Origin of the sequence: Phyllobacterium brassicacearum (assembly GCF_003010955.1) — a bacterium.
GTDB classification, from domain to species: Bacteria; Pseudomonadota; Alphaproteobacteria; order Rhizobiales; family Rhizobiaceae; genus Phyllobacterium; species Phyllobacterium brassicacearum.
Window position 1 is genome coordinate 19,359 of record NZ_PGGO01000027.1, and the last position, 20,967, is coordinate 40,325.

16 protein-coding genes and 4 pseudogenes are annotated in these 20,967 nt (G+C 56.6%); 11 read left to right on the forward strand and 9 right to left on the reverse strand.

The annotated features are described in order from the left end of the window. Window positions 1–66 precede the first annotated feature (66 nt). Window positions 67–1,986 carry a helix-turn-helix domain-containing protein gene (locus CU102_RS24665; RefSeq protein ID WP_106713731.1) on the reverse strand — a complete coding sequence of 640 codons (1,920 nt, stop codon included), beginning with the start codon at window positions 1,984–1,986 and terminating at the stop codon, window positions 67–69. A 117-nt stretch (window positions 1,987–2,103) separates the two neighbouring features. Here CU102_RS24665 and CU102_RS24670 point away from each other — a divergent pair, with 117 nt between their 5' ends. Beyond that, window positions 2,104–3,327 (forward strand): MFS transporter, encoded by a 1,224-nt coding sequence (locus CU102_RS24670; protein WP_106713732.1) that lies wholly within the window; start codon window positions 2,104–2,106, stop codon window positions 3,325–3,327. Window positions 3,328–3,336: 9 nt separating this feature from the next. Continuing rightward, window positions 3,337–4,728, forward strand: coding sequence for an amidohydrolase (locus CU102_RS24675; protein ID WP_106713733.1), 1,392 nt, complete (start codon window positions 3,337–3,339; stop codon window positions 4,726–4,728). Between the two features lie 363 nt (window positions 4,729–5,091). Here the strand turns inward: CU102_RS24675 and CU102_RS24680 are convergent. Then, a pseudogene (locus tag CU102_RS24680) lies at window positions 5,092–5,400 on the reverse strand (transposase); the annotation flags it as partial. A gap of 822 nt (window positions 5,401–6,222) precedes the next feature. On the opposite strand from CU102_RS24680, the gene CU102_RS24690 reads away from it, so the two are divergent. Next, on the forward strand, window positions 6,223–6,732 hold the full coding sequence (locus CU102_RS24690; protein WP_106713735.1) for an SDR family oxidoreductase: 510 nt from the start codon (window positions 6,223–6,225) through the stop codon (window positions 6,730–6,732). 193 nt (window positions 6,733–6,925) lie between these two features. Here the strand turns inward: CU102_RS24690 and CU102_RS24695 are convergent. From CU102_RS24695 to CU102_RS29980, 4 genes and pseudogenes are all read right to left on the reverse strand, one after another. Beyond that, window positions 6,926–7,191: pseudogene (locus CU102_RS24695) on the reverse strand (ISKra4 family transposase); the annotation flags it as partial. A gap of 74 nt (window positions 7,192–7,265) precedes the next feature. Next, entirely contained in the window at window positions 7,266–7,487 is a 222-nt protein-coding gene (locus CU102_RS29975) for a hypothetical protein (RefSeq protein WP_166648595.1), read from the reverse strand. Between the two features lie 340 nt (window positions 7,488–7,827). Next, a complete protein-coding gene (locus CU102_RS24700; protein ID WP_210204793.1) occupies window positions 7,828–8,466 on the reverse strand; it encodes a hypothetical protein in 639 nt (212 codons plus the stop codon). A 40-nt stretch (window positions 8,467–8,506) separates the two neighbouring features. After that, complete coding sequence (locus CU102_RS29980) at window positions 8,507–8,644, reverse strand: hypothetical protein (protein ID WP_166648597.1); 138 nt, start codon at window positions 8,642–8,644, stop codon at window positions 8,507–8,509. On the opposite strand from CU102_RS29980, the gene CU102_RS24705 reads away from it, so the two are divergent. The 5 genes and pseudogenes from CU102_RS24705 to CU102_RS24720 all read left to right on the forward strand — a co-directional run bounded on the left by CU102_RS24705 (window position 8,643) and on the right by CU102_RS24720 (window position 13,123). Then, complete coding sequence (locus CU102_RS24705; protein ID WP_106713736.1) at window positions 8,643–9,698, forward strand: hypothetical protein; 1,056 nt, start codon at window positions 8,643–8,645, stop codon at window positions 9,696–9,698. The two genes, CU102_RS29980 and CU102_RS24705, sit on opposite strands and share 2 nt — an antisense overlap. Further along, window positions 9,674–9,850, forward strand: coding sequence for a hypothetical protein (locus tag CU102_RS29985; RefSeq protein ID WP_166648598.1), 177 nt, complete (start codon window positions 9,674–9,676; stop codon window positions 9,848–9,850). Before CU102_RS24705 ends, CU102_RS29985 begins: the two co-directional genes overlap by 25 nt. Window positions 9,851–10,030: 180 nt before the next feature. Further along, window positions 10,031–11,095 (forward strand): annotated as a pseudogene (locus tag CU102_RS24710) (porin). Between the two features lie 567 nt (window positions 11,096–11,662). Then, window positions 11,663–11,818, forward strand: a pseudogene (locus tag CU102_RS31175) (serine protease); the annotation flags it as partial. Window positions 11,819–11,887: 69 nt separating this feature from the next. Then, entirely contained in the window at window positions 11,888–13,123 is a 1,236-nt protein-coding gene (locus CU102_RS24720; RefSeq protein ID WP_106713738.1) for an adenylate/guanylate cyclase domain-containing protein, read from the forward strand. Window positions 13,124–13,865: 742 nt separating this feature from the next. On the opposite strand, the gene CU102_RS24730 is transcribed toward CU102_RS24720, so the two are convergent. Genes CU102_RS24730 through CU102_RS24740 form a run of 3 tightly spaced genes read right to left on the reverse strand, consistent with a single transcriptional unit; the run spans window position 13,866 to window position 17,999 of the window. Then, window positions 13,866–14,945: a lipocalin-like domain-containing protein gene (locus CU102_RS24730; protein WP_106713739.1), complete on the reverse strand. Its 1,080-nt coding sequence runs from the start codon at window positions 14,943–14,945 to the stop codon at window positions 13,866–13,868. Further along, window positions 14,935–17,343, reverse strand: a complete 2,409-nt coding sequence (locus CU102_RS24735) for an ABC transporter permease (protein ID WP_106713740.1) — start codon at window positions 17,341–17,343, stop codon at window positions 14,935–14,937. Before CU102_RS24735 ends, CU102_RS24730 begins: the two co-directional genes overlap by 11 nt. Then, window positions 17,343–17,999 carry an ABC transporter ATP-binding protein gene (locus CU102_RS24740; RefSeq protein WP_106713741.1) on the reverse strand — a complete coding sequence of 219 codons (657 nt, stop codon included), beginning with the start codon at window positions 17,997–17,999 and terminating at the stop codon, window positions 17,343–17,345. Before CU102_RS24740 ends, CU102_RS24735 begins: the two co-directional genes overlap by 1 nt. A gap of 879 nt (window positions 18,000–18,878) precedes the next feature. On the opposite strand from CU102_RS24740, the gene CU102_RS30620 reads away from it, so the two are divergent. The 3 genes from CU102_RS30620 (at window position 18,879) to CU102_RS24755 (ending at window position 20,911) form a co-directional block, all read left to right on the forward strand. Next, window positions 18,879–19,238, forward strand: a complete 360-nt coding sequence (locus CU102_RS30620; RefSeq protein WP_245425527.1) for a hypothetical protein — start codon at window positions 18,879–18,881, stop codon at window positions 19,236–19,238. Between the two features lies 1 nt (window position 19,239). After that, window positions 19,240–19,806: a type II toxin-antitoxin system VapC family toxin gene (locus CU102_RS24750; RefSeq protein WP_106713742.1), complete on the forward strand. Its 567-nt coding sequence runs from the start codon at window positions 19,240–19,242 to the stop codon at window positions 19,804–19,806. Window positions 19,807–20,410: 604 nt separating this feature from the next. Then, window positions 20,411–20,911 carry a hypothetical protein gene (locus CU102_RS24755; protein ID WP_106713771.1) on the forward strand — a complete coding sequence of 167 codons (501 nt, stop codon included), beginning with the start codon at window positions 20,411–20,413 and terminating at the stop codon, window positions 20,909–20,911. Window positions 20,912–20,967: the final 56 nt, after the last annotated feature.

Genomic DNA, 20,967 nt, shown 5'->3' on the forward strand with positions numbered 1-20,967 from the left:
AAATTATCCAGCGGGTTTTGGCAACGGCTCAATTCGAATGTAGGGGTTGTGTGTGGATGCCCCCTCCTAGGGTGTGACACGCCCGAAATATTCCGCGTGAAGCTGGCAGGCGAGGCTAAGCAGCGTAAAATCAGCCGCGTCGGCAATCTTGCGACCGGTTAGTGTCTCCACCCGTTGCAGGCGCTGGTAAAGCGTGTTGGGGTGAATGTTTAGGGCCTGCGCGGTGCGGGTCGCCGACTTTCCCTCGAGAATGTAGCGCGAGAGAGTGTCGTGCAGAACGCGATGCCTCGGATCCTGAAGCAGAGGCGCCAGTATTTGACGAGTGAATTCAAGGATATCCTGCCGCGCCCGCCCCTCCAGCAGCAGTTCCACTCCCATATCGCGATGCCGCAGAAGCCCCGAGCGTCCACGACGCGACAGCGCCTCCGCCGCTTGCGTAGCCAAGTCGCGCGACATCAAATGATGTTCGTTCGCCTCATAAATCTCGCTTGCTCCGACGGAGATGGTCTGCTTCGTCGCGGCGTCGGAGATAGCGCGAAGATTTCGTTCCAGCGCCGCCGTGGTCGAAGCGGAGACCAGTATGACGATCTGGGCATCATGGTGAAAGAGCAAGGAGTTTGGGGAGGTCATGCCCTCTTGCAGGTCCGATAGGGACTTGTGAAGGGAAAGGCGCGGGTTGCCGGAAACCTCGCCTAGAGGGGCGCGCGCAACAAACACCTGATTGTAGCGATCGAGCCGAAATCCGTGGTCGCTGCGACGACCATCGGAGGGTAAGCCAGCGGCCAATGCTTCGAAATGCGCTTTCTTGCGTGCATTCAGAACGTCCATCCGCGACATGTCGCGCACAAAGTCGAGCGCGACGAATGTCGCCAGCGTGCCGAACAGCACCTGATGAAAACCCGCATCCTCCGAAGTCCGGAACTGGAACCGACCGACAGGCGCTTCAGCAACCTTGACTGTCTGGCGTAAGGCTTCGCCGTCGTCGCTCCACCCTGTCGATTGGTAGTCGAGCCCCAGCACGTTCTCGAACCTGAAATCGACGCGAAACAGCTGAGCCACGGCGTCGAGCTGTTCTAGAAGGCCGTCACCGGTGGAGAAGATGCGCAGCAGCGCCTCATGCAGCGCGACGGCGCGGTCCAACTCGGCGTTCTTGCGCGCAAGATCGTTGCGCATCTGTTCAAGCCGGCGTGAGGTGGCGACGGCGTTCTGATAGGTCAGCGACCGTTGATAGGCGACCGCGATCTGAGCGGCCAGTGATTCAAGGACGGTACGGTCAAAAACCGAAAAGGCTCCATCGCTGGAAAAGCAAAGCGTCGTCAGCGTGCCCAGGCGTTTCCCCTCGGCCATGACGGGAACGCAAAGTAGCGCGTTCGCTATCTCGGACCGTTCCATAAAGGACTGACTTTCGGGACGCATGACCCGATGGGCCGCGATGATATTCTGCCTACCATTGTGAATGGCCGGTCGGCCGGTTGCGAATACCTCGCCCGAGACCGATTCGTGCGGCTGGATACGATAATGGGTATAATCCTCGGGCAATCCTTCATGCGAAACGGGGATGAGAAAGCCGCTTTCCTCGTCGAACAAGCGAAAAACACCGGCATCGCAATGGGGAAGCACATTCATCACCTCGCGCAGGACGTTATGGACGATTTCGTGTTCGTCCAATGAATTGATGACTGCGGCGTTTACCGAGGCAAGCATTTCAAAGGTTCGGGTCTGAATCTCGATGACGGCGTCCTGAACGGCCTGAAGAATTTTAGCAGTCGTTTTGTCGCCTTCCTCATCACAGATCGCAAACTCGGTCCGTTTGGCTGTGAAATGAGAGTGATCCACGAGGAGGTAAAGGGTTTCTCCTTTGCGCTCAATGGAGTGGCGGATCAAGGTGGGACTGCCCCCCGGCTCGGCATCGATGTCCTTCAGGCGCAACGCTCGAGACTGTGCCAGTTCGCGCAGGACCGGGTGTGACAGCAAGTCAATCTTCACTCGAACATTCCATGTGATAACACACACTAGATTCTGAATTCGTATGGAGCCTTCAACATAGGAATTTCATCGCGATGACACAAACATTAAAAATCAAAATAAAAAGGGAACGGCGAAATGATTTCTAGAATAAAGCGTCGCCACGTCATTATCGGCATGCTGTTTGTCTGCTGGGTCGTTGGCTTTTTGGACAAGACCGCCATCAACATCGCGATCATTCCGATTAGCGAGGAATTTGGTCTGACGCCGGATCATCAGGGCATGATCATAAGTGCCTTCTTCCTTGCATATTCGATGACGCAGTTGATTGGGGGCTATCTCGTAGACCGTCTGGGCTCACGCCGGGTACTGAGTTCGGCTGTGGCCGTCTGGTCGTTGGGCACGGTGGTCTCGGGTGCAGTCACCAGCGCGGTGGGATTGGCGGCAGCACGTGCCGTCACTGGTGCAGGGGAAGCAATCTTCCCCGCAGGCGGCTCTGTCGCCATCACCGAGAATTTCGAAAAAACCCAAATGGCCCGCGCCAAGTCGGTTCTGCAATCGGGTGCATCTGTCGGCTTCGCCCTCGGCTCAATCGTCATCACCTCGTTGATCGCATTCTATAGCTGGCGCCTGATGTTCTTCGCGCTGGGCGCCGTCGGCCTTGTCCTGGCGATAATGCTGTACTGCGTCATGCCGCCGCGCTCCGATACTCTGGTCGCCAAAGACGCTGGCGCGAAAATCTCGGAAAAGCAGCGCATCGCAGGGCTACTGAAGAACACACTGACCTGGAAGATCGCATCGGTGTATTTCTTCACCAACATTGTCTTCTGGGGCCTGCAATCCTGGCTGCCATCCTACTGGGTGAAGGTCAAGGGCATGAGCATGATGGAGATGGGTGCCTATTCGATGATCCCGCCGACACTGGGGTTTGTTTCCTTCCTCACTTGCGGCTGGTTACTTGACCGCTTCTTCCATCAGAAAGAGAAATATCTCATCTGCATCGGTTCAGCTGTGTCGGCAGTGTTCATCTACCTGATGGCAAACGCGGAATCGATTCCACTGGCCTTCGCCTATCTGTCAGTATCGAACGTCTTCCTGAACGCGATCTCGATCAGTGTCTTCGTCAGCATCATGAAGCATTTTCCGCACAATTCGGTCGGGACCGCCACGGGCCTCATCAATTCTCTGGCGCAGCTTGGCTCGTTTGCATCACCCATGCTGATTGGGGCAGTCCTATCTGCAACGAACCAGAACTACGGCATTGCCTTCTCGGTCATCGTCGGCTGCGCCGTAATCGTCTGCGCCATCGCCACAACCTTCCCCGCCATCCACAGCAAAAAAATCGTCGAACAGACCGCCTGAAGGAAGATCATGACCTATATCAACATCATCGAGCGCACCGTCGCGGCGCATGCGGAAAATCTGAAATCCGTGTCGGACGCCATCTGGTCCTTCGCCGAGATTCGCTATGAGGAGACGCAATCCGCGGCCCTTCTGGCGGACGAGTTGGAAAAGGCGGGCTTCGCGGTCACCCGCAACGCGGGCAATATCGAAACCGCCTTCGTCGCCAGCTATGGCGAGGGCCATCCGGTCGTCGCCATCCTCGGCGAGTTCGATGCATTGCCCGGTCTTAGCCAGCAAGGCGGTGTTGCAAGCTACGACCCCACCATTGAGGGTGGAAATGGCCATGGCTGCGGTCACAACCTGCTGGGCACCGGCGCGCTGGCGGCAATTCTCGCGCTGAAGGCCTGCAAGGACGAGTTGAACCTCGACGGCACGATTCGCTACTACGGCTGCCCGGCCGAGGAAGGCGGCGGAGGCAAAGCGTATATGGCGCGCGAGGGGCTGTTCGCAGATGTTGACGTGGCCTTCACTTGGCACCCCTGGGACGAAAACCTTTCCTATAACGCACGGATGCTGGCGACGAATCAGCTCTACTTCACCTTCCGCGGCACCAGCGCCCATGCCGGGTTCGAGCCGCATCTAGGTCGCTCCGCGCTGGACGCGGTCGAGCTGACCAATGTCGGTTCCAACTATCTGCGTGAGCACATCCTTCAGGACGGCCGCATCCATTACGCGATCACCGACACGGGTGGGCGGGCGCCGAATGTAGTGCAGTCTCAGGCACAGGTGCTCTACAAAGTGCGTGCACCTCGAATGGACCAAGTCCGCGACATCACAGAGAGGGTGAAAGATGTTGCACGCGGCGCGGCGCTGATGACCGGGACGGAGCTGGAGATCACGTTCGACGCTGCCTCCGCCGACCTGGTGCCAAACGTGACACTTGCACGGATGATGCACCAGGAGTTCGAAAAGCTCGGTGTCGCCGGCTTCTCCAACAGTGAAAAGGATTTCGCAGGGAGTATCCAGAAAACCTTCTCGGCTGAGGTGCAGAGGCGGATAGCCAAACGCGGCAAGATTCTGTCCGAAGACCTTAACACGTTCCAGGAAGAACCGACGTTCCTGCATGGCTCGACCGATGTAGGTGACGTGAGCTGGCTAGTCCCGACCGGGCAGGTTTATGTCGCGACCGAGGCCTACGGCACGCCACCCCATACTTGGCAGATGGTTGCGCAAGGGACCTCTGGCTATGCCCACAAGGGGATGCTGCAGGCCGGCAAGGTCATGGCCGCCTCGGCGGTGCGGGCAATGACCGATCCAGCGTTGGTCGTCGCCGCGAAAAAAGAGCATCGCGAGCAGCTGGGCGGCGAGAGCTATCTGTCATTGATCCCTGCGGAAGCGATGCCGCAACGTTTGCGCTAACTGAGTCTTCGGCGGGTGTCGGCTTGCACTTGAACGCAAGAATGCGGTAGTTTGTGCGAACTGTGGCATTTAATTATGAGAATTTCAGTGCTTCGGTTCTCAAATATGATGCCACAGCGAGACGCGGACAGCATCTGATGTGGCATTGCATATGATATTGAAAATAAGAAAGGTTTTGACCCGGACGGTTAATGCATGAGCAGTCAGCGCTTTAATCCAACATTCAATAAGTTGAAAAACGATGTGTCGATAGATTCTCAAATTAACTGCTGAAAATCAAGTTTTGGTTATCAAATAAAGTGCTAATTCTCAAATTTACTGCAAGTATAACCTATTGTATTCATTGCCGTGGCATTCTTATATTTAAGTGCCGTCCGACATACGGGGCTCTCCAGTAGAATTCACGCAGCCATTTTCAGTTTCGCCGATACCCATATTGGGCCGTTCGTTGTTGTACGCCCATAGCCACTGCGTGGCGAATTCCTGTGCCTCCTCGATGCTTTCAATGATGTATTGGTCGAGCCATTCATGTCGGACGGTGCGGTTGTAGCGCTCGACATAGGCATTCTGTTGCGGCTTTCCGGGCTGGATGTGGCTCAAAGCAATACCTTGTGTTTCGGCCCATTCCATCAGTTTGCCACTGACATATTCAGGTCCATTATCCACACGAATGGCGAACTGCACCCATGAACAAAGCTATCAGTATCTTTCTTATTTACTGGGTCCTTTGAAAAATTGCTGTGCCCAAAGTATGGCATGCCACATCACTGAACGGAATGGGATGGGGGGTTTTGATGCTGGACCCCAGTCGTCATCGGCACAGTCGCGAGCGGCGGCCCATAAGGCGTCGGCGAGCATATATCCCTGCTCTCAGCTGATTCGCATATCGACCAGTGGCTTTTCATCGCCATGCCATACTTCTATGCTGATTTCACCGAACGCACGGTGGGCAGACACGGCGATGGAATGCATGCTTCCGTGAATCTTCATTACTGAATCCTTTTTGCTGTGTGGCCGGAGATCCCGGTGCCGAGGTAGGCCACACCCGGAGAGTGGTTGGCAGACAGATTAGGCTTCCCCTGCGAAAGGTGCTTGCCCGCAAGCGCCAAAGATTTGCGATGCGATGCCCACGGCACCGCAAAATCATCGTTCCGTGTCAGCCACGGCAGCGCCGCGGTAAATACGTCGAGGGGGCGCCACTCGTATCAGTCTGAGGTGCGGGTGGCCCGATTACTCTGCTGCTTTCAATATGCGTGATCGACGCGAACGTAAGCAATGAGCCCACCACGCTCCGTTCATGACAATGACGAATGCGATGACACCAGCCTCGTCGCTCGGCAACCAATGCGGGCCATTCGCTAGGTAGTCGTCGTTGGAGGGGAACTGCAACGGATCGATGTACTTTGCCAACACACTGATCGACAGCAATATGATCCCCAACATCTTCTCCCCACGCTTCCATTTGTAGCGATAGTTTTTGATCCCACCCCTACGATGGATAGGTATGAGAATTGCCGCCTCCTGCCGTTCGAAGACGTGACAGAGCAAAGCTTCGACATGGTGATCGGCTCCAATTTCAAAGGCGCTTACTTCACCATTCAAAAGGCCTTGCCGCTCCTCAGGAAAGGCTCGTCTGTCGTCATCAATGCGTCCGTTGGCCCGCGCAAAGGGTGGCCGACGACCTCGACCGTCTCGACCTGCAAGGCCGCGGTCGTCCATCTCGCGCGAATCCTCAGCGCCGAACTCGTGGACCGCGGGATTCGCGTGAATACCCTAAGCCCAGGCTCGACGGACACGGCGATGTTCGCTCGTTTCGCAGGCCAAGAGCAGGGCGACGCGGTCAAGGGCGTCCTTGCAACCAGCAATCCCAGCAAGCGAATGGCCAATCCGTCGGAAATCGCGAAGCTGGCGGTTTACCTCGCGTCGGACGATTCCGCGTACGTCGTCGGAGCAGACTTCCTGATCGACGGCGGGGTCGCGGCCATTTCGCCCGTGGGCGCTTGAGCTTTGTTGCAGAGAGTCGAGGCCGTTCCTGTTCCCGCTCACGCAGGGACGGCTCGCACCGCCAAGCCCGAAAACTGTCGGCCGAGACGGCCCTGCCGTCTGCGGTCGTGGATTTGAGTTCGAAAATCGTCGGTTCTGCGCTGACTCAACTACGAACACGGCAAGAAGGAGAGCATGAGGAATTGTATGGCATTCAGGCCGCGGCGAAATTATCGCCGGGTTCGTGATTGTCGTTTGCCATGCCTGGATACCATTTCTCGAAGGTTGACCGCAGGGAGCCGTCCAGGGTCTGCGTTCTGGTTTGTAGTAAAAAATGCGCGCCGTCCGGCTCCATTGCATCTGCTGCTTTTTGGCGAAACGCTTGCTGATGACGGCGTTCACGGTGGCCTCGACGAATGCCGAGGATATCCGCTCACCAGACCGGTAGCGCTCGCCGTAATTGATCAGGCTCGCGCTGTTCTACGATCTCCAGTTTCTGTTACGCGGATCATAACAAAAGCCGATGAGCGATGAGGGGCTAAATCAGGCTGGCATCATCCGGGACCCTTGGCCCCTTCTAAAAGCTTTATGAGTTCCTCTAATTTCCGGATTTCCTCATATTCCCTAGTAATGAGTTGCCTATTCATCTCAATATCACCGCTGTCATCCTGAATAGTTTTTAGCTCATTTATTATCATCTCTGACGCGGCGATGTTCTGAAGATGTACGTTAATCCGGGCGTTATACGAGGCAATAGTCTCCTCAAGAGAAGTCATCGCGGTTCCCTCCGAAAACAGGGAACATAGCAGAAATTCGGACGGTAGAATTGGGGGGACTTTTCGATTGTGGAAGAGCCGAACCGCCGCTCGACATGCCTTGGAGCCTGCGTGCTTGACTGGCCACCGAAAACCTGCGCCCTGCGGGCCGCTGTAGCCGCCCAGCAAGCCGGGGCGTCTTACAGCTAAGCGTATGGTTTTCTTCAGCCCGATCAACAGGCGGACTGTACGCACTTTTCCAAGAGCATGCCTACGCCCCCGGATGGGTCCGACACCCACTTTGTTATCTAGTACAGGGAGCCTCTTATAACATATCGAAGTGGGTTGGATCGCGCGGCAGCTACCCTTTGCTGACCGGCATAGCCCGGAGTCCGGTCCCCAGATACTGCCTGATTGGGTAGCGCCCGTATTTGCGATCTTTTCGCTCCACCTCCTGTTCCTTGATATGGATGCGATGCAGGTCGTCGGTGGGCTGAGCGATGTGCACACGGTAGCCCCGCTTGTCCAACGCGAGATAGATGTCATTGGTGATAGAGAGTGCGCGAAGCAAAGCAGGTTCTGATGAAATCAGATCCGGCAGGATCCTCTTGTAGGGTCGGAGGAATTCACCACTTTTAACATCCCGTGTCTTTCGCAGGTGTTCTTCGACACCAAACAGCAGCGAATGACGAGCCGGACGATGAGGTTTCGGTACGGCCCTGGTCTTGCGCGCAGGGCCTTCTTCCAGCGCTCTTTTTTGTCGTGGTTTCGGGACTGACGGCGTTATCTCGATGGTGTCATCAGATGCCTCGGGGAGCGTTGGCAGCTCTGCCTGAAGCCCAAGGGATTTGCGGGTCCAGTATCCGGATCCGGGGTAGGGTACCCGATATTGCTTGCAGATGGCGGCCAGTGCCGTGCCGGAGATGCCGAGATCCGGGGCGACTTTACTCAGCGGCCTATCGCAGACCTGTTGATAGAGCTCGAGACGTGTCAGTTGCATAGCGAAGGCGGCTATCCCTGCACTCTTCGCCTTTTTGAGCTCACTGCTGACGAAAGACCGCGATCTCAAGGTCAGCATTGACGGGAACGAGTTCGTGGTCCGCGACATTCCGGAGCTTGAAAGGCTGCTCGGAATGCTTTCGGCCCGTGGCATAGCCGTGCCGAAGAAGTAGCCCCATGGATCCTCTGCGGGCCTTGCCGATCTTTGACACCTTCATGGGTCTCATCGAGCAGAACATCCAGACAGTCCCGGAAATCAGGCTCGACGAAAAGGGTATCGCCCACCGCATCCGGATCTTTGAGGATCCCAGATCCCCGCCGATGATCTTTTTCAGCAAACGGGCTTTGGCCAGGTACAAGTCCCGGTTTGACGTCCTCAACCAAGGCATTGCGAAGAAGTCCGCCGAGAGCTTTTGCAGCATGATTTGTTTGCTGCTCGGGCGCGAGCTACTTATGACGAACCGATTCGTCGGCGCCGCTTACATTGCTCACGCATTCACCAAGTTTCGCGCGGCGCGGTCACCCGATGCAGACATTGTCGAGAACATGCTTCAGGCAGTTCGCGAGTCCAATCAGGCCGCCATCATCAATCTGTTTGTGCCCTTGGCACATGAAATCGGGCATTTAGGGCGCTCTCAGGCATTGGCCCCGGCCGAGATCCACAGTGACACGTTTTTCGACACCTACCGCATTAGCCATGAAGAGATCAGGTACCTGATCGGCGATCTGGACTATGCCAGCTGCCAGGAGGACCAAAATTCTCCCCTCTTCCTGCCTCTCTTGAAGGAGGAGGCCATTTCAGATTGGTTCGCAGTCACTGCGGTCTTCGCCTTGGTAGCCAGGACCAGCCGAGAGTTCCAACTCGATCAGACGTTCGGCAATCTTGTAATGTTTCCCTTGGTTGCGGCCCTCGAGGAAATATGCATCAAGGAATGGCGATCGACCAAATTCCTGCAAGAAGTGCTGCTTGCGACCCAATGTAGGTTCTCGCTGCTCATCGACAGCATCCGCGCGAATGCACGATACCTGTTCCCACGGAACCACTCGGACATAGACGAGGCAATCTCTGCGGTCGAGAATAACTATCAGGAGGCTCTTGGGCTCCTTTGGCAGGCCTCCATCCAGCTGAGGGCTCTTTCTCGTGAGATCGTACACTTCTCGGACGCGGAGGTCTCACGCTACATCTCCGAGAGGACCCACAAAGATCAATGGCTACCCTCAACCACTACCTGACAGACATTCTGGAAGACTCGGCCGGCTATCCGCTCTTTGAGGAAAATCGGGCGGCGCTGCGTCGGCTATTCGACCAGATGGTTACATTCGATACGGTGATCTTGACCGACGACGGAACGGTTTTGATCCCGAAGCGAGATGACACGACCTAGCATCCCAATATCGCGATTTTGCAACCACCCTTCCCGCGGCGTTTCCCCGCTGTTCGACTCATGCGCATTGGCGCCGATCGTCACAGAGCTTCCGTGAATATTAATTCCCGCACGTCGCTTGCCCATGCAGAGTTCTCGAGTCTAGATAGCGAATCCATGGGACTGTAGGAGAGACGGAAAATGAATATCAAGAGCGTGCTTTTTGGCTCGTGTGCGGCCATCGTTTGCGCCTCTGCCGCGACTGCAGCGGATGCGGTCGTAGTCGCTGAGCCGGAACCCGTCGAGTATGTTCGCGTCTGCGACGCCTATGGTGCGGGTTTCTTTTATATCCCCGGCACGAAAACCTGCCTGAAGATCAGCGGTTATGTTCGATACGATATCAGAGGGGGCGACGATTCCTATACGGGCGCCGAACGCGATACATAGTCCAAACGCTCGCGGGCAACGCTTCGCTTTGATGCACGGTCTGATACCGAGTTGGGAACGCTCCGTTCCTACATCGAGACCCAAATCCAGTACACCAACGGTGACACGGTCTCATACCTCCCCCATGCATACATTGAACTCGGCGGTTTTCGCATAGGCGCGACGGATAGCCAGTTCTCGTCGTGGACAAACTATGCCGGCGATCTGATCAATGACGATGTCATTGGATATGGTCCGTATTCTGATGCGCCCACGAACCAGGTCAATTACACGTTCGCAGGTGGCAATGGCTTTTCCGCGATGATCGGTCTGGAGCAAGGCAGCGACGGTGACTTTGGCTATTCGGATGAAGAGCTTGAGAAGAGCTACGTCATCGATGATTACATGCCCCATGTTGTTGGCGGTTTGAAGTTGGAACAGCAGTGGGGCTCTGTTTCCGCAGTGGCAGGATATGATGCGTTAGACGAGACCTGGGCCGGCAAGGTTCGCGTTGACGTGGCACTCACCGAAAGCTTTTCCGGATTTGTCATGGGTGGCTATCAGTCTGATTGGGACAGCGCGGTTGGCGTGAACAGCTACTTTGCCAATTGGGAGGGCGACTATGCACTTTGGGCCGGTCTGTCGGCAAAGCTGTGGGAGAAGGCCACGTTGAATGGCCAGGTCGGCTACGAGGAATACGGTAATATCTCCGCCTCATTGAACGTGAGATACAAGGCCATTCCCGGTTTCGATATCACTCCGGAGATCACCTATACCAGCTACGACGATGATCGTGGTGATCCCATAGAGGGCAGACTGCGATTGCAGCGTAACTTCTAAAGGTTCAACACACAATTGCATGCACATACAATCTGGAACCGCATCTGCCGAGTGCCCCGATCAAGAAGATTTGTAGAGATTCATCCGGATGACTTGCTGCCAATGAGCCGCGATTACTGCCCTTCGGAAGTTAGGCAACCAAGCGGGAAGTTGCCGATAATAGCGGATTCTGAATGTATGCTAATTGTCTACAATCACCTCGCCACAGCGGCAAAAGTATCTTGTGGTTAGTATGGTCCCTTTGTGACCGAGTACATTCGAACTCTCGAAAGCTGACATTGGTTCAAGGCGACTAGAGAGTCCATCACCCAACGCCAATGATGGGCGCTCGCAACATTTTGCTCGAGCGAGGACTCAACTGTACGAGCCGAATTCGCGGCTTCGAGCGCGCGTTAAGCGTTTCGACGCCACTTGAATGGCGACAGTCGACGACCATATCTATAGGCACGATCCGTGTATCATGCGTGATCGCGTGACGCCTCGGTTGCGACCGCGCCACATCTCCTCTTTGGAACATGGCGAGCGTTCCCCGCACGTCCATCCAGTTCCGCGCAAAAGGGCTACCCAATGGGCTTCATAGACAAACAAATCCTGCCTGCAGAGGATGCCGACCTGATTGATGGGTATTCAAGAACGGTGGCCGAGGCGGTCGAACGCGTCGGACCAGCGGTCAGCCGTATCAAGCGGGTTGGCGGGCGTGGCGGACACGGGAACGCAAATGCCACTGGCCGTGCAGTAGCTCGGCGATGATGCCCGGGCCGGTAGGCTAAAATGACGTAATGGAGTGTTGCAATGCTATCTGTATCAAACGCAACCCTTGGTTCGCCTCATGAAGGCGTCTGGCCAACACAGAGACGGAAAATACTTGATTGGTTGGTAACCGAGACGCGGAATGAACGTTTCATCGACAACATCCTGGTAGGGATGTGCAAAAGGCTATTGGATGCCGGTGTGCCGGTCACCCGGGCGACGCTCCATTTCAGAACGCATCATCCTCAATGGCTTGGCGCGCGAATCCTGTGGCGGAAAGGAATGTCGGAGGCGGAAATCCGCACCTTCGACTACGGCGTTGAAGAAACCGCCCAGTATTTGAATAGCCCGATATACGAGATCAATAATGGAGCACCCGTCGTCCGGCGACGGCTTGACGAACCGAAGGAGGACGGTCCTCGGTACCCGCTGTATGATGAGCTGCAAGCCGATGGTTATACCGACTATATTGCTTGGCCGCTTGATCATACCTTGGACAAGCGGCACGTCGTCACCTTCGCGACCGACAGGGCCGGTGGCTTCAGCGAAGACCACCTTGCGTTTCTTGCAGATCTTCTCCCGGCGCTAGCGCTCGTCAGCGAAATCAGACTGAAGAACCGGCTCGCACGCACGCTGCTGGAAACCTATGTCGGTCCACATGCGAGTGAGCAGATCCTCGCCGGCGCTACAACCCGCGGCAGTGGCGTGACGGTCGGCGCCGCGATCCTGATCTGTGATCTTCGCAACTTCACGGCAATATCAGACCTTTGGCCCCGGGATGACGTCATTGAACTGTTGAACGGCTATTTTGACGCGATGTCGGGACCGATCGAAAGGCACGGTGGGGAAATCCTCAAATTCATGGGCGATGGACTTCTGGCGATTTTTCCGCTGAGCGACCCAGCGGCATGCGCCAATCTTCTCCAAGCGATCAGCGAAGCGCAAACCTCCGTCGCCGAGATGAACGACGAGAACACCAGGAACGGGCGCGAAGCGCTTGGCTACGGAATTGGCGTCCACGTAGGCGACGTGATGTACGGCAACATCGGTTCCCGCAAGCGTCTCGACTTCACGGTGATAGGACCGGCCGTTAATGTTGCTTCCCGTCTTGAAAGTTTGACCAAGGAAATTAAGCGGCCCATTCTCTTATCCAAGGCGTTCGTCGAGATGGCGGGGTGCATATCCGAATTGGAGAATCTCGGCTCGTTCCCACTGAGAGGCGTCGGCGAACCAATCGATGTGTACGCATTTTCTGGCGACTGTGTTCTGTCGGCATAACACAGTTCCGCGACGAAATGGCCAACCTGGTCTGGGCGACCGAACGAATCATCCCAGGCCTTACCGCCAAGGGAGTCCTACGGCAGACGCAGCCCGGTGAGGTCATCCATCAGGCCATTGATGCGGAGGGGCTGATCGACTCGGCCTACATCTACCGCAGACGCCGGTGCCCCTCACCTGGTTCCCGCTGACCGTCGAAAAAGACTCCCAGGTTCCCGGATCGTTGCTGTTCAGGCGTCGGAACCTTCGCCGAACGTCCCGTCGCCGGGGAGGACAAGCCGCCCATTATTGACGGCAAACCTCTGGGAACCATCCTGCAAGGAAAGGATGGGCTATTTGAAATCGAGGAACGCGAGGTGCCGCGAAGCGGCGGCGTCCTGACCCGCTTCTTTCCTCCGCGTAGAGAACGAAGCCATCCCGGCCGATGACATAACGGCCCGGCATCGGCAGCGTCCAACTTGGATCATCATTGAAACTTGGCAAGTCGTTCTTCAGGCTCTTGTAGAGGTCGACGAGATAGACCGGCAATTCGAAACGGAGCCCGAAAGGCCGCCACGGTGCCCTTGGCGTCCCCCCCCGCAATCGAAACTGTCCATCTGCGATCCCCTCATCTCATCTGCGCCGTCCGTCAGATTTACGGCTGGAATCAGGGTGCAGTTTCATCCGCCATGGAGGAAACGGTTTGATGACACTCGGTCCTTCGATCAATATCTTACGGCAAAGTCGCTGCGGCTGAATACAATCAGTAACCGGTCATTTCGAGGTATCCCCGCCCTGTATGGGAGCCTTTGAAGCTTATTGGACCTTCCCAATAGGGTGTCCGCGTCGCCATCCACGCCTGGCGGTTGAGCGCGGTCGCGGTAATATTGAGATTGCGAGATGGCAATTCGATGCGCCATGCAACCGGGATATCGCGACCGGCCACACGCGCGGTGTCGAGCGGCGTCAGCTTCAGTGTTCCTGGAGGTAACGGCGTCGGCTTTCCTTCTGCGGAAATCCATGTTGTGGATGTAAATCCGCTACCGCCATCCCGCAGGCGAAAGCCCGTCAGCTTTTCACCGCTGTTGAGATGCAAAGAGAACCAATCCCATCCGGTCTGATCTGCTGCCAACGGCTGTGACGACCATTCCCGGTCTAGCCACGCTTGCCCTGTGACGGCAACCTCGCCTTCCGGCAGATCAAGCTTGCCCTCGACGGAGTAAAAAGGCTGCGAGTAATAATAGCTTGCCTGCCCTTTTGCGGATTTCACGGAGTAGCCGTTCTGGCCCTGCAGAACGAGAGGACCGGTTGCGTGAAGCCGTAGATCGTAACGAAACTTCGCACCAGCAGCCTTGAGCTCGATATCCGACAGCGCGTCTTGTTGGCTGCCGCCCACCAAGCTTTGCATCTGCCAATCGCCGATCCAGGCCGCAAAGGGCGAGGCGGTCACGCCGGCCTGGCCGACTCCACCACGCGCGAGGCGCTCGGCGACATACTGCTGCCTTTGCGTCGTCAACGCCGCGTGGCCCATCCAGACCTGCGGGCTCGACCAGCCGGTCTTCTCGCCCGGTGCAAGTGCTGAGCGAAAGAGCGTCCATTGTACGCCATACTCCGTGCCATCGCCGGATTTCAGGTTTGCCGTTAGATACCACCACTCGATCCTATAATTCGGATGCGGCCCATGATCGACCGAAAAGTTCAACGCGATCCCGGGCTGAGGAACCGCAAATCCCTCCGCGGTCGTACCAAGGCCGGCAAAGCCCTGGGCATTAGCCGTGCCGTCGAAAGCGTTGCAGAGCATAATTGCTGCAGAGAGTGTCGACAGCAAAGATCTAGCGTTCATTGGCGAAGACCTTCAGAAGATCGGTGGGCGTGACCCGCGCGAGACGCCGCAGGGGGATCAGCGCCGACAGCAGCGCGGCGGCAAGCGCGATCGTCCCAAGCCGCAGCCAGTCGGCCGGGAACAGATGCAGCGGCAGCCGCCATCCGAATGCCTCGACATTGACGATCGCGAGCAATACCCAGGCAAGCACGATGCCGACTGGTAGCGCAGCAAGCAGGGTAATGACGACGAGCACCATGGCTCGTGCCAATTCAAGCAGGACCAATTGCTGCCGCGTCAATCCCATCGCCCAGGCTGGTGCCAACTGCGGCAGCCGCATCCCCGACAGGGTCATCAGGCTTGCAAACATGGCCAGGCCCGCAACCGCGAGGGTCAGCACATTCAGCGCCGCCGTCACAGCAAAGGTTTGTTCGAAAATTTGAATGGACCGGCGTTTGAGACTCGCCTGATCAACCACGTTCTGCTCAGGAAGATTGAACTGCTTGCGCAGCTCGCTGCCCACTCCGGCGACCTTTGCATGGGCCAAGCGCAGACCGTAGCGAAGCCGGGAGACGTCCGGATAGTGCGATGTCAAGGCAACTATGCCGACGATGACCTGTCCCGTCGGATTGCCATAGTCCGAATAAACTCCCGCGATCGCCGTCGTCCAGCCGCCGGGAAGGATGAGAGGATCGCCGATGTTTAGATGAGCGCGGCGCGACAACTGTTCATTGACCAAAGCGGCCTTGCCGCGGGCCACACGATCCCAAACGTCGGACGTCGCCTGCAAAAGGGGCCAGTTGTCGCGATAGGTCGCATCATCCGCTACGCCGAAGATCTGCACTGGTTGTCCCAGGACATAGCCTTCGACATTCCAGACCGGGAGGATGGCGTCTACCCGAGGTGTGAGCCATTCGCGAAGGGCGGTAGCCTCAGTCTCGGTTCGTGCCGTGACGTATAGTTCGGCAGCCAGTCGCTGATCGAGCCAGCCGGTAAACGTCAAGCGGAAGCTTGACACCATTGTTCCCACGCCGACATTTGCGGACAATGCCAGCAAGAGTGCCATCAGCGCCAGCGCAAGGCCGGGCAATTGCTGGCGTGTGTCCGCCCAGAACCACGCCGTCACGGGTCTCGTCGACCATCGCTGCATGACGAGCAGGAACAGCGCGAGCAGGAGCGGCAATATTAGCGCTGCTCCCAGAAGCAGGCCGCCGAGGATGGAAAATCCGGCGATCAGCCCCGTACCCCAACGAGCGAGCGCAAGCGTCAAAGCAAAAAGCGCAATCGCGGCTATCGCCTGGATGCGAAACGCACCTTCCGACGCCCGCGCCCATGCACGCGGTTGGGCCGGTGTCAGCAGAGGCATGCGCCAAATGCGCCAGAGACTTTGCGCGGCCGACAAAAGTGTTCCGAAAACCGCAATGCCCAGTCCCGTCGACCACCATGTCGGGCGCAACGTCAGCGCCCCCGGAATACTGGCACCATAGAGACCTTGCAGGGTTGCGGCGACTCCCGGCAGAAGAAGCGATGCGATGAGATAGCCAAGCGCCACCCCGGCAACGCCTGCCACCAGCGCCAGCATGATCAGCTCTGTCAGCAAAAGACCCGTCAGCGATCGCGCCGACAGACCGAGCGAACGCAGCGTCCGGAAGGTTGAGCGGCGCTGTTCGAAGGCTAGCCCGATTACGGAATAGACCATGAACAACCCGACCGCGAAGGCCAGAAAGCCGAACGCGGTCAGGTTCATGTGGAAGCTGTCGGTCAGTCTCGCCAGATCGCCCTGGGGGTCTGGTTTCTTCAGCGTCAGTTGCGGCGCAGTCGTCTCAAGCGTGGCACGATCGACGGTCTGATCCGGCGAGACGATCAGGCGGCTGATCTGGCCGGGCTTGCCGAGCAGGGACTGGGCTATCCCGATATCGGTGATTGCCATGCCCGGCAGCAGGTCTTTTGCGATCTGCAATGGCGGCGTTTGCTGGCCTGGCAGCTGTTCTACCGTGGCTGGCGAAACGTAGAGCAGCCCCGGTGGGGTGATGAACGGCAGAAGACTATCGCCTCCTGCCAGATCCACCTGCTGCGCTTCGCGCGGCAAGCTCACAGGATCGATGCCGAGGACGTGCAGCCGCGCGGCGCCGAGACGCAGCTGACCCTCCAGGACTGGAGACACCAGCCAGCCCGCCCGGCTGAGATCGACAAAGACCTGCTGCGGGATTGTTTTCCCGTCCGCCGATACCAATTGTTCGAGGCGATCCTGTCCAAGCATCGACGCTGCACGATTGTAGCTGGCGCGTGCTTCAGCATTGATCGCCTGAACACCCGACCAGAGGGCGGTCGCCAGTGAGAGACCCATGAGCAGCATCGCCAGTTGCATCGGCTGCCGGCGCCAATGGGAAAGCAAGGCAGACATGCTCGCATAAAACATCAGGCGATCCGCCCGGCCTGAAGGTGCACCCGTGCATCGAGCCGTTCGGCAAGCCGCGTCGAATGCGTCACCATTAATAGAGCTGCCCCGGTCTGCACCACCAGTTCCAGCATCAGCGCCAGCACCGCATCACCGGTTGCCTCGTCCAGATTGCCCGTCGGCTCGTCGGCGAGCACCAGCTTCGGACGCGCGGCCAGGGTCCGCCCGATCGCCACCCTTTGCTGCTGGCCGACGGAGAGCTGTTCGGGGTAGCGCTTCAACAGGGCTTCAAGCCCAAGCTTCTCGACCAATTCCGATTGCCAAGCCGAATTGTAGCGTCCGGCAAGGCGCGCGTGGAAGGAAAGATTGGCTGCTACATCAAGCGAAGGGATCAGGTTGAACTGTTGAAACACCAGTCCGACCACACCGCGCCGCAATGCGGCGCGGCCGACGTCGTTCAGCTGCGAGATATCCTGACCGGCGATTTCGATGCGGCCGGAGTCTGGATGATCCAGCCCTGCCGCCAGGTGCAAAAGTGTGCTTTTGCCGCTGCCTGACTCTCCGGTCAAAGCAAGGCTTCGGCCGACATCCAGCCCGAGGTCAACCTCGCGCAGGACCTCCAACGGCCCTTCTGCTGTTCGATAGGATTTACTCACTTTTTGAAGCGCGACGAGCATTGGCTCCTTCGTGGTCAGGTCACCACGCAGATTTCTTAACGACTGATCTAATCGTCCCTAGAACGAATAAAAGGCGATACCGGAAAATTCGGCGCAAATGACGATTGCTCTCACTGCGGTGGCGGTGTCGGCGTCCCGCCAAACCAACCAGTCGCATAGGCAATCACGATCAATACCACGATCACGGCTACGCCGTACCAGAGGCGCCTGTCCTTGAGATCCATCATTACCTCCTAATATCCTGCTCAGTGTTGGCCAATGGGCGAATTCTTTGAGTCTTTGGCCGTCATGTCCCAGATCAGCGACCCATTTGCCCACTGGTCGGAACAGAGTAGGCTGGATGAGGGTCTTTGAGAAGCGCGCAGACATTGCCGGGCGGAAGGGGACACACATGACCGAGCCGCTTTCGCATCAGGCGAGCGTTTTCTTCCCACAATAGGACTGCAATTCGAAAAATTCGCCGGAAGCCGCTCTCCTGGGGCAGATTTCCTGTGGCTTCTGACTTAGCATTCAATTTGAAACGGTAAGGCAGAGATGGGTGCTGAATTTCTGCTTTCGCATTTCAGTTACAGGCCTTGATGCGCTAACGGCACCGGAGCTTGCTGATGAGACCGATTCTCCCAGCGGACGATTTCCAGCATCGTTGCGAAATGGAAGACCAAGCGCTGATGTCGGTAAAGACCCTTCCCGGACTCGCTGTTTGTGGTGCGTTTGGTTTCGACCACGACTACCCATCAGTCTGGCTTTCAACATTTGCATCATTTGATGCGGGACAAGGCGACTTAGGTGCGGCCTTTAGTTTTTCTTGTTCCTTGAAATTCCGGACGATTGTAGTATGTTTAACAAAATTGGTTTTTGTTAAACACAGGAAGTGCCATCATGACTGCTAAGCTCGCCTTCCGCACCCGCCAAGGACGGACAAGTGGAACTACCAAACGCGTGCGTCGTCCGAGCAAAGAACAGCTGCAGCGCATTGAAGTGCTGAAACGGCAGCGGGAACGCATCCAAGCCGTCATTGAGAGCGCCAAGCGATCCGGATTGCTGGAAGAGAAAACTGGGCGCATCGCCGGGCGTGTGAGCGCAGAGCTGATTGAGCAGGCGAAGGCCAGGACCGGTTTGACTTCCGACACGGAGCTCGTGGAATTTGCTCTTGCAAGTCTGGCGCTCGAGGACAATTTTGCGGAGACATTCCGCAAAACACAGGGAACAGTGGATCCATCTCTGAAGCTCGGATTCTGATTTGGCTGAATTCGATTTTGTTGCAGCCGTTCGCTGGGCACAGTTCGATCCTAAAAAAACTCTGAGTCGTCGCAAGGATGGCGATCTGCCCTTTCTTGCTGACGCAGCCGAGGCGGGCCCCGACCTACTGCTCGACACAAGCGTATACATTGATGGTTTGCAGGGCCGCGCCCCCCGCTTAATCGCCGATATGCTTGCGCTCAGGCAGGTCAATCACTCGACGATTGCAATTCAGGAACTCATGCACACCGTTGGCGTGCTGGATCCCAATCATCCAGGCACACAGACAGCGGTTAACCAGATCGCTACAACTGTGAAGGATATGCCTTCCCATCGGACTTTCGCACCCGATTCAGATGTTTTGGGCAGAGCCGCCCTGCTTTCTGGCATGTTGTGTCGGCTGCAAGGCTACAAAGCCGATGCGCGTCTTCGCGCTCTTCATGACTGCGTGTTGTTTCTACAGGCTCAAAAGCTTGGCTTTACGGTTCTCACCGGGAATGTCAGTGACTTCGATTATATTCTGCAGCTCATCCCAACCGGTCGCGTCATTCTGTATCGACAGATCTGACTGGGTCATCTTGCAAAAGTTCCTAAGGAGTCATTGGATTGAAATCTGGACAATCAAGGATCGAATTAGCTCAAGAACTCAAAGACCAACAAAGCGGGCAAGTTGAACATCTTATACAAGTCAATTCGTGAACTCATATACTCGGAAGAACCTTCTGTCGCGATCTCGCAGAGGTGCCCGTGATGGGTGAGATATATGACCTGCCCGATGGACCCTCTTAAGACCGCAGCTCGTGGCGGCGAAGACGTTCGGGACGAATGGTCAAGCATTTGGCCAATATATATACCGCCACTTTCAGCGCGAAGGCATAGTATGCTAGATCAGCGGACTCTTAAGGGGCAGCTGCGAACCCACCACTTCCCGCATAGTTACAGTTACGTACTTGTTAATTGCCCACCGTAGGATTTCACTGGTCGAAAATACTCACGATCAAACGGTACCGCTGCCCACAAGCTATGGTTCCGTTGGTTCTTGGTCCTGATGCCGGGAAGAACGACTCTCGGCGATTTGAATTCTTGGGACATACCCAAACATCTTAGAGATTTTGATGCGTCGCACACATCTTTGCGTCGGTTTCGTTCAAAGCAGAACACAGGAGGAGATCATGCATTTATTAGTTCGGACTGTCCTGGCAGTTGCGGTCCTCACCGTTCCATGTGAGGCCCAGGAAATGTTCAAGAAATATGGCAAGGCCGCCGGTTGGGACATATTTGTCAATGAGAAGATGGGGCCTGGTTGCCTGATCGCCCGGCAAAACCCCGACGCTGGCGCACAAGTGGAGATCGGCATCGATGCTACCGCTGATCTGCGCGGCTATCTGGCGCTTTACTCCAAGAAACCCGAAAAGATCACCGCAGGTGAACAGCTTTCGGTAGTATTCGATGTCGATGGTGAGCAGTTTACGGGCGTGGCTACCGGCCAGGAGATAGAGGGATTCGACGGTGCATCCGTTCCCTTCAACAACCTTGATTTCATCTATGGTCTTGCCAAGAAGAAAAAGCTGACGATCACCGCGAAAGGGCGTGATGCCTTGGTAATTGACCTCACTGGTACCGATGCCGCGTTCAAGGCATTGCGGGAGTGTCAGGCCGCTCAGAAGAAGTAAGCGGCGGTATCCGCTGCGTTTCCCCGCAGTGGCCGTCTGAAATCGTTCTAAAAAAA

Bases quoted from the DNA above. Each gene is read 5' to 3' on its own strand.
- CU102_RS24675 (WP_106713733.1), top strand. From the start codon at position 3,337: ATGACCTATATCAACATCATCGAGCGCACCGTCGCGGCGCATGCGGAA.
- CU102_RS24755 (WP_106713771.1), top strand. From the start codon at position 20,411: ATGCATTTATTAGTTCGGACTGTCCTGGCAGTTGCGGTCCTCACCGTT.
- CU102_RS24735 (WP_106713740.1), bottom strand. From the start codon at position 17,343: ATGTTTTATGCGAGCATGTCTGCCTTGCTTTCCCATTGGCGCCGGCAG.
- CU102_RS29980 (WP_166648597.1), bottom strand. From the start codon at position 8,644: ATGGGGCTACTTCTTCGGCACGGCTATGCCACGGGCCGAAAGCATTCC.
- CU102_RS24730 (WP_106713739.1), bottom strand. From the start codon at position 14,945: ATGAACGCTAGATCTTTGCTGTCGACACTCTCTGCAGCAATTATGCTC.
- CU102_RS24690 (WP_106713735.1), top strand. From the start codon at position 6,223: ATGGATAGGTATGAGAATTGCCGCCTCCTGCCGTTCGAAGACGTGACA.
- CU102_RS24740 (WP_106713741.1), bottom strand. From the start codon at position 17,999: ATGCTCGTCGCGCTTCAAAAAGTGAGTAAATCCTATCGAACAGCAGAA.
- CU102_RS24705 (WP_106713736.1), top strand. From the start codon at position 8,643: ATGGATCCTCTGCGGGCCTTGCCGATCTTTGACACCTTCATGGGTCTC.
- CU102_RS24700 (WP_210204793.1), bottom strand. From the start codon at position 8,466: ATGCAACTGACACGTCTCGAGCTCTATCAACAGGTCTGCGATAGGCCG.
- CU102_RS24670 (WP_106713732.1), top strand. From the start codon at position 2,104: ATGATTTCTAGAATAAAGCGTCGCCACGTCATTATCGGCATGCTGTTT.
- CU102_RS29985 (WP_166648598.1), top strand. From the start codon at position 9,674: ATGGCTACCCTCAACCACTACCTGACAGACATTCTGGAAGACTCGGCC.
- CU102_RS29975 (WP_166648595.1), bottom strand. From the start codon at position 7,487: ATGACTTCTCTTGAGGAGACTATTGCCTCGTATAACGCCCGGATTAAC.
- CU102_RS30620 (WP_245425527.1), top strand. From the start codon at position 18,879: ATGACTGCTAAGCTCGCCTTCCGCACCCGCCAAGGACGGACAAGTGGA.
- CU102_RS24720 (WP_106713738.1), top strand. From the start codon at position 11,888: ATGCTATCTGTATCAAACGCAACCCTTGGTTCGCCTCATGAAGGCGTC.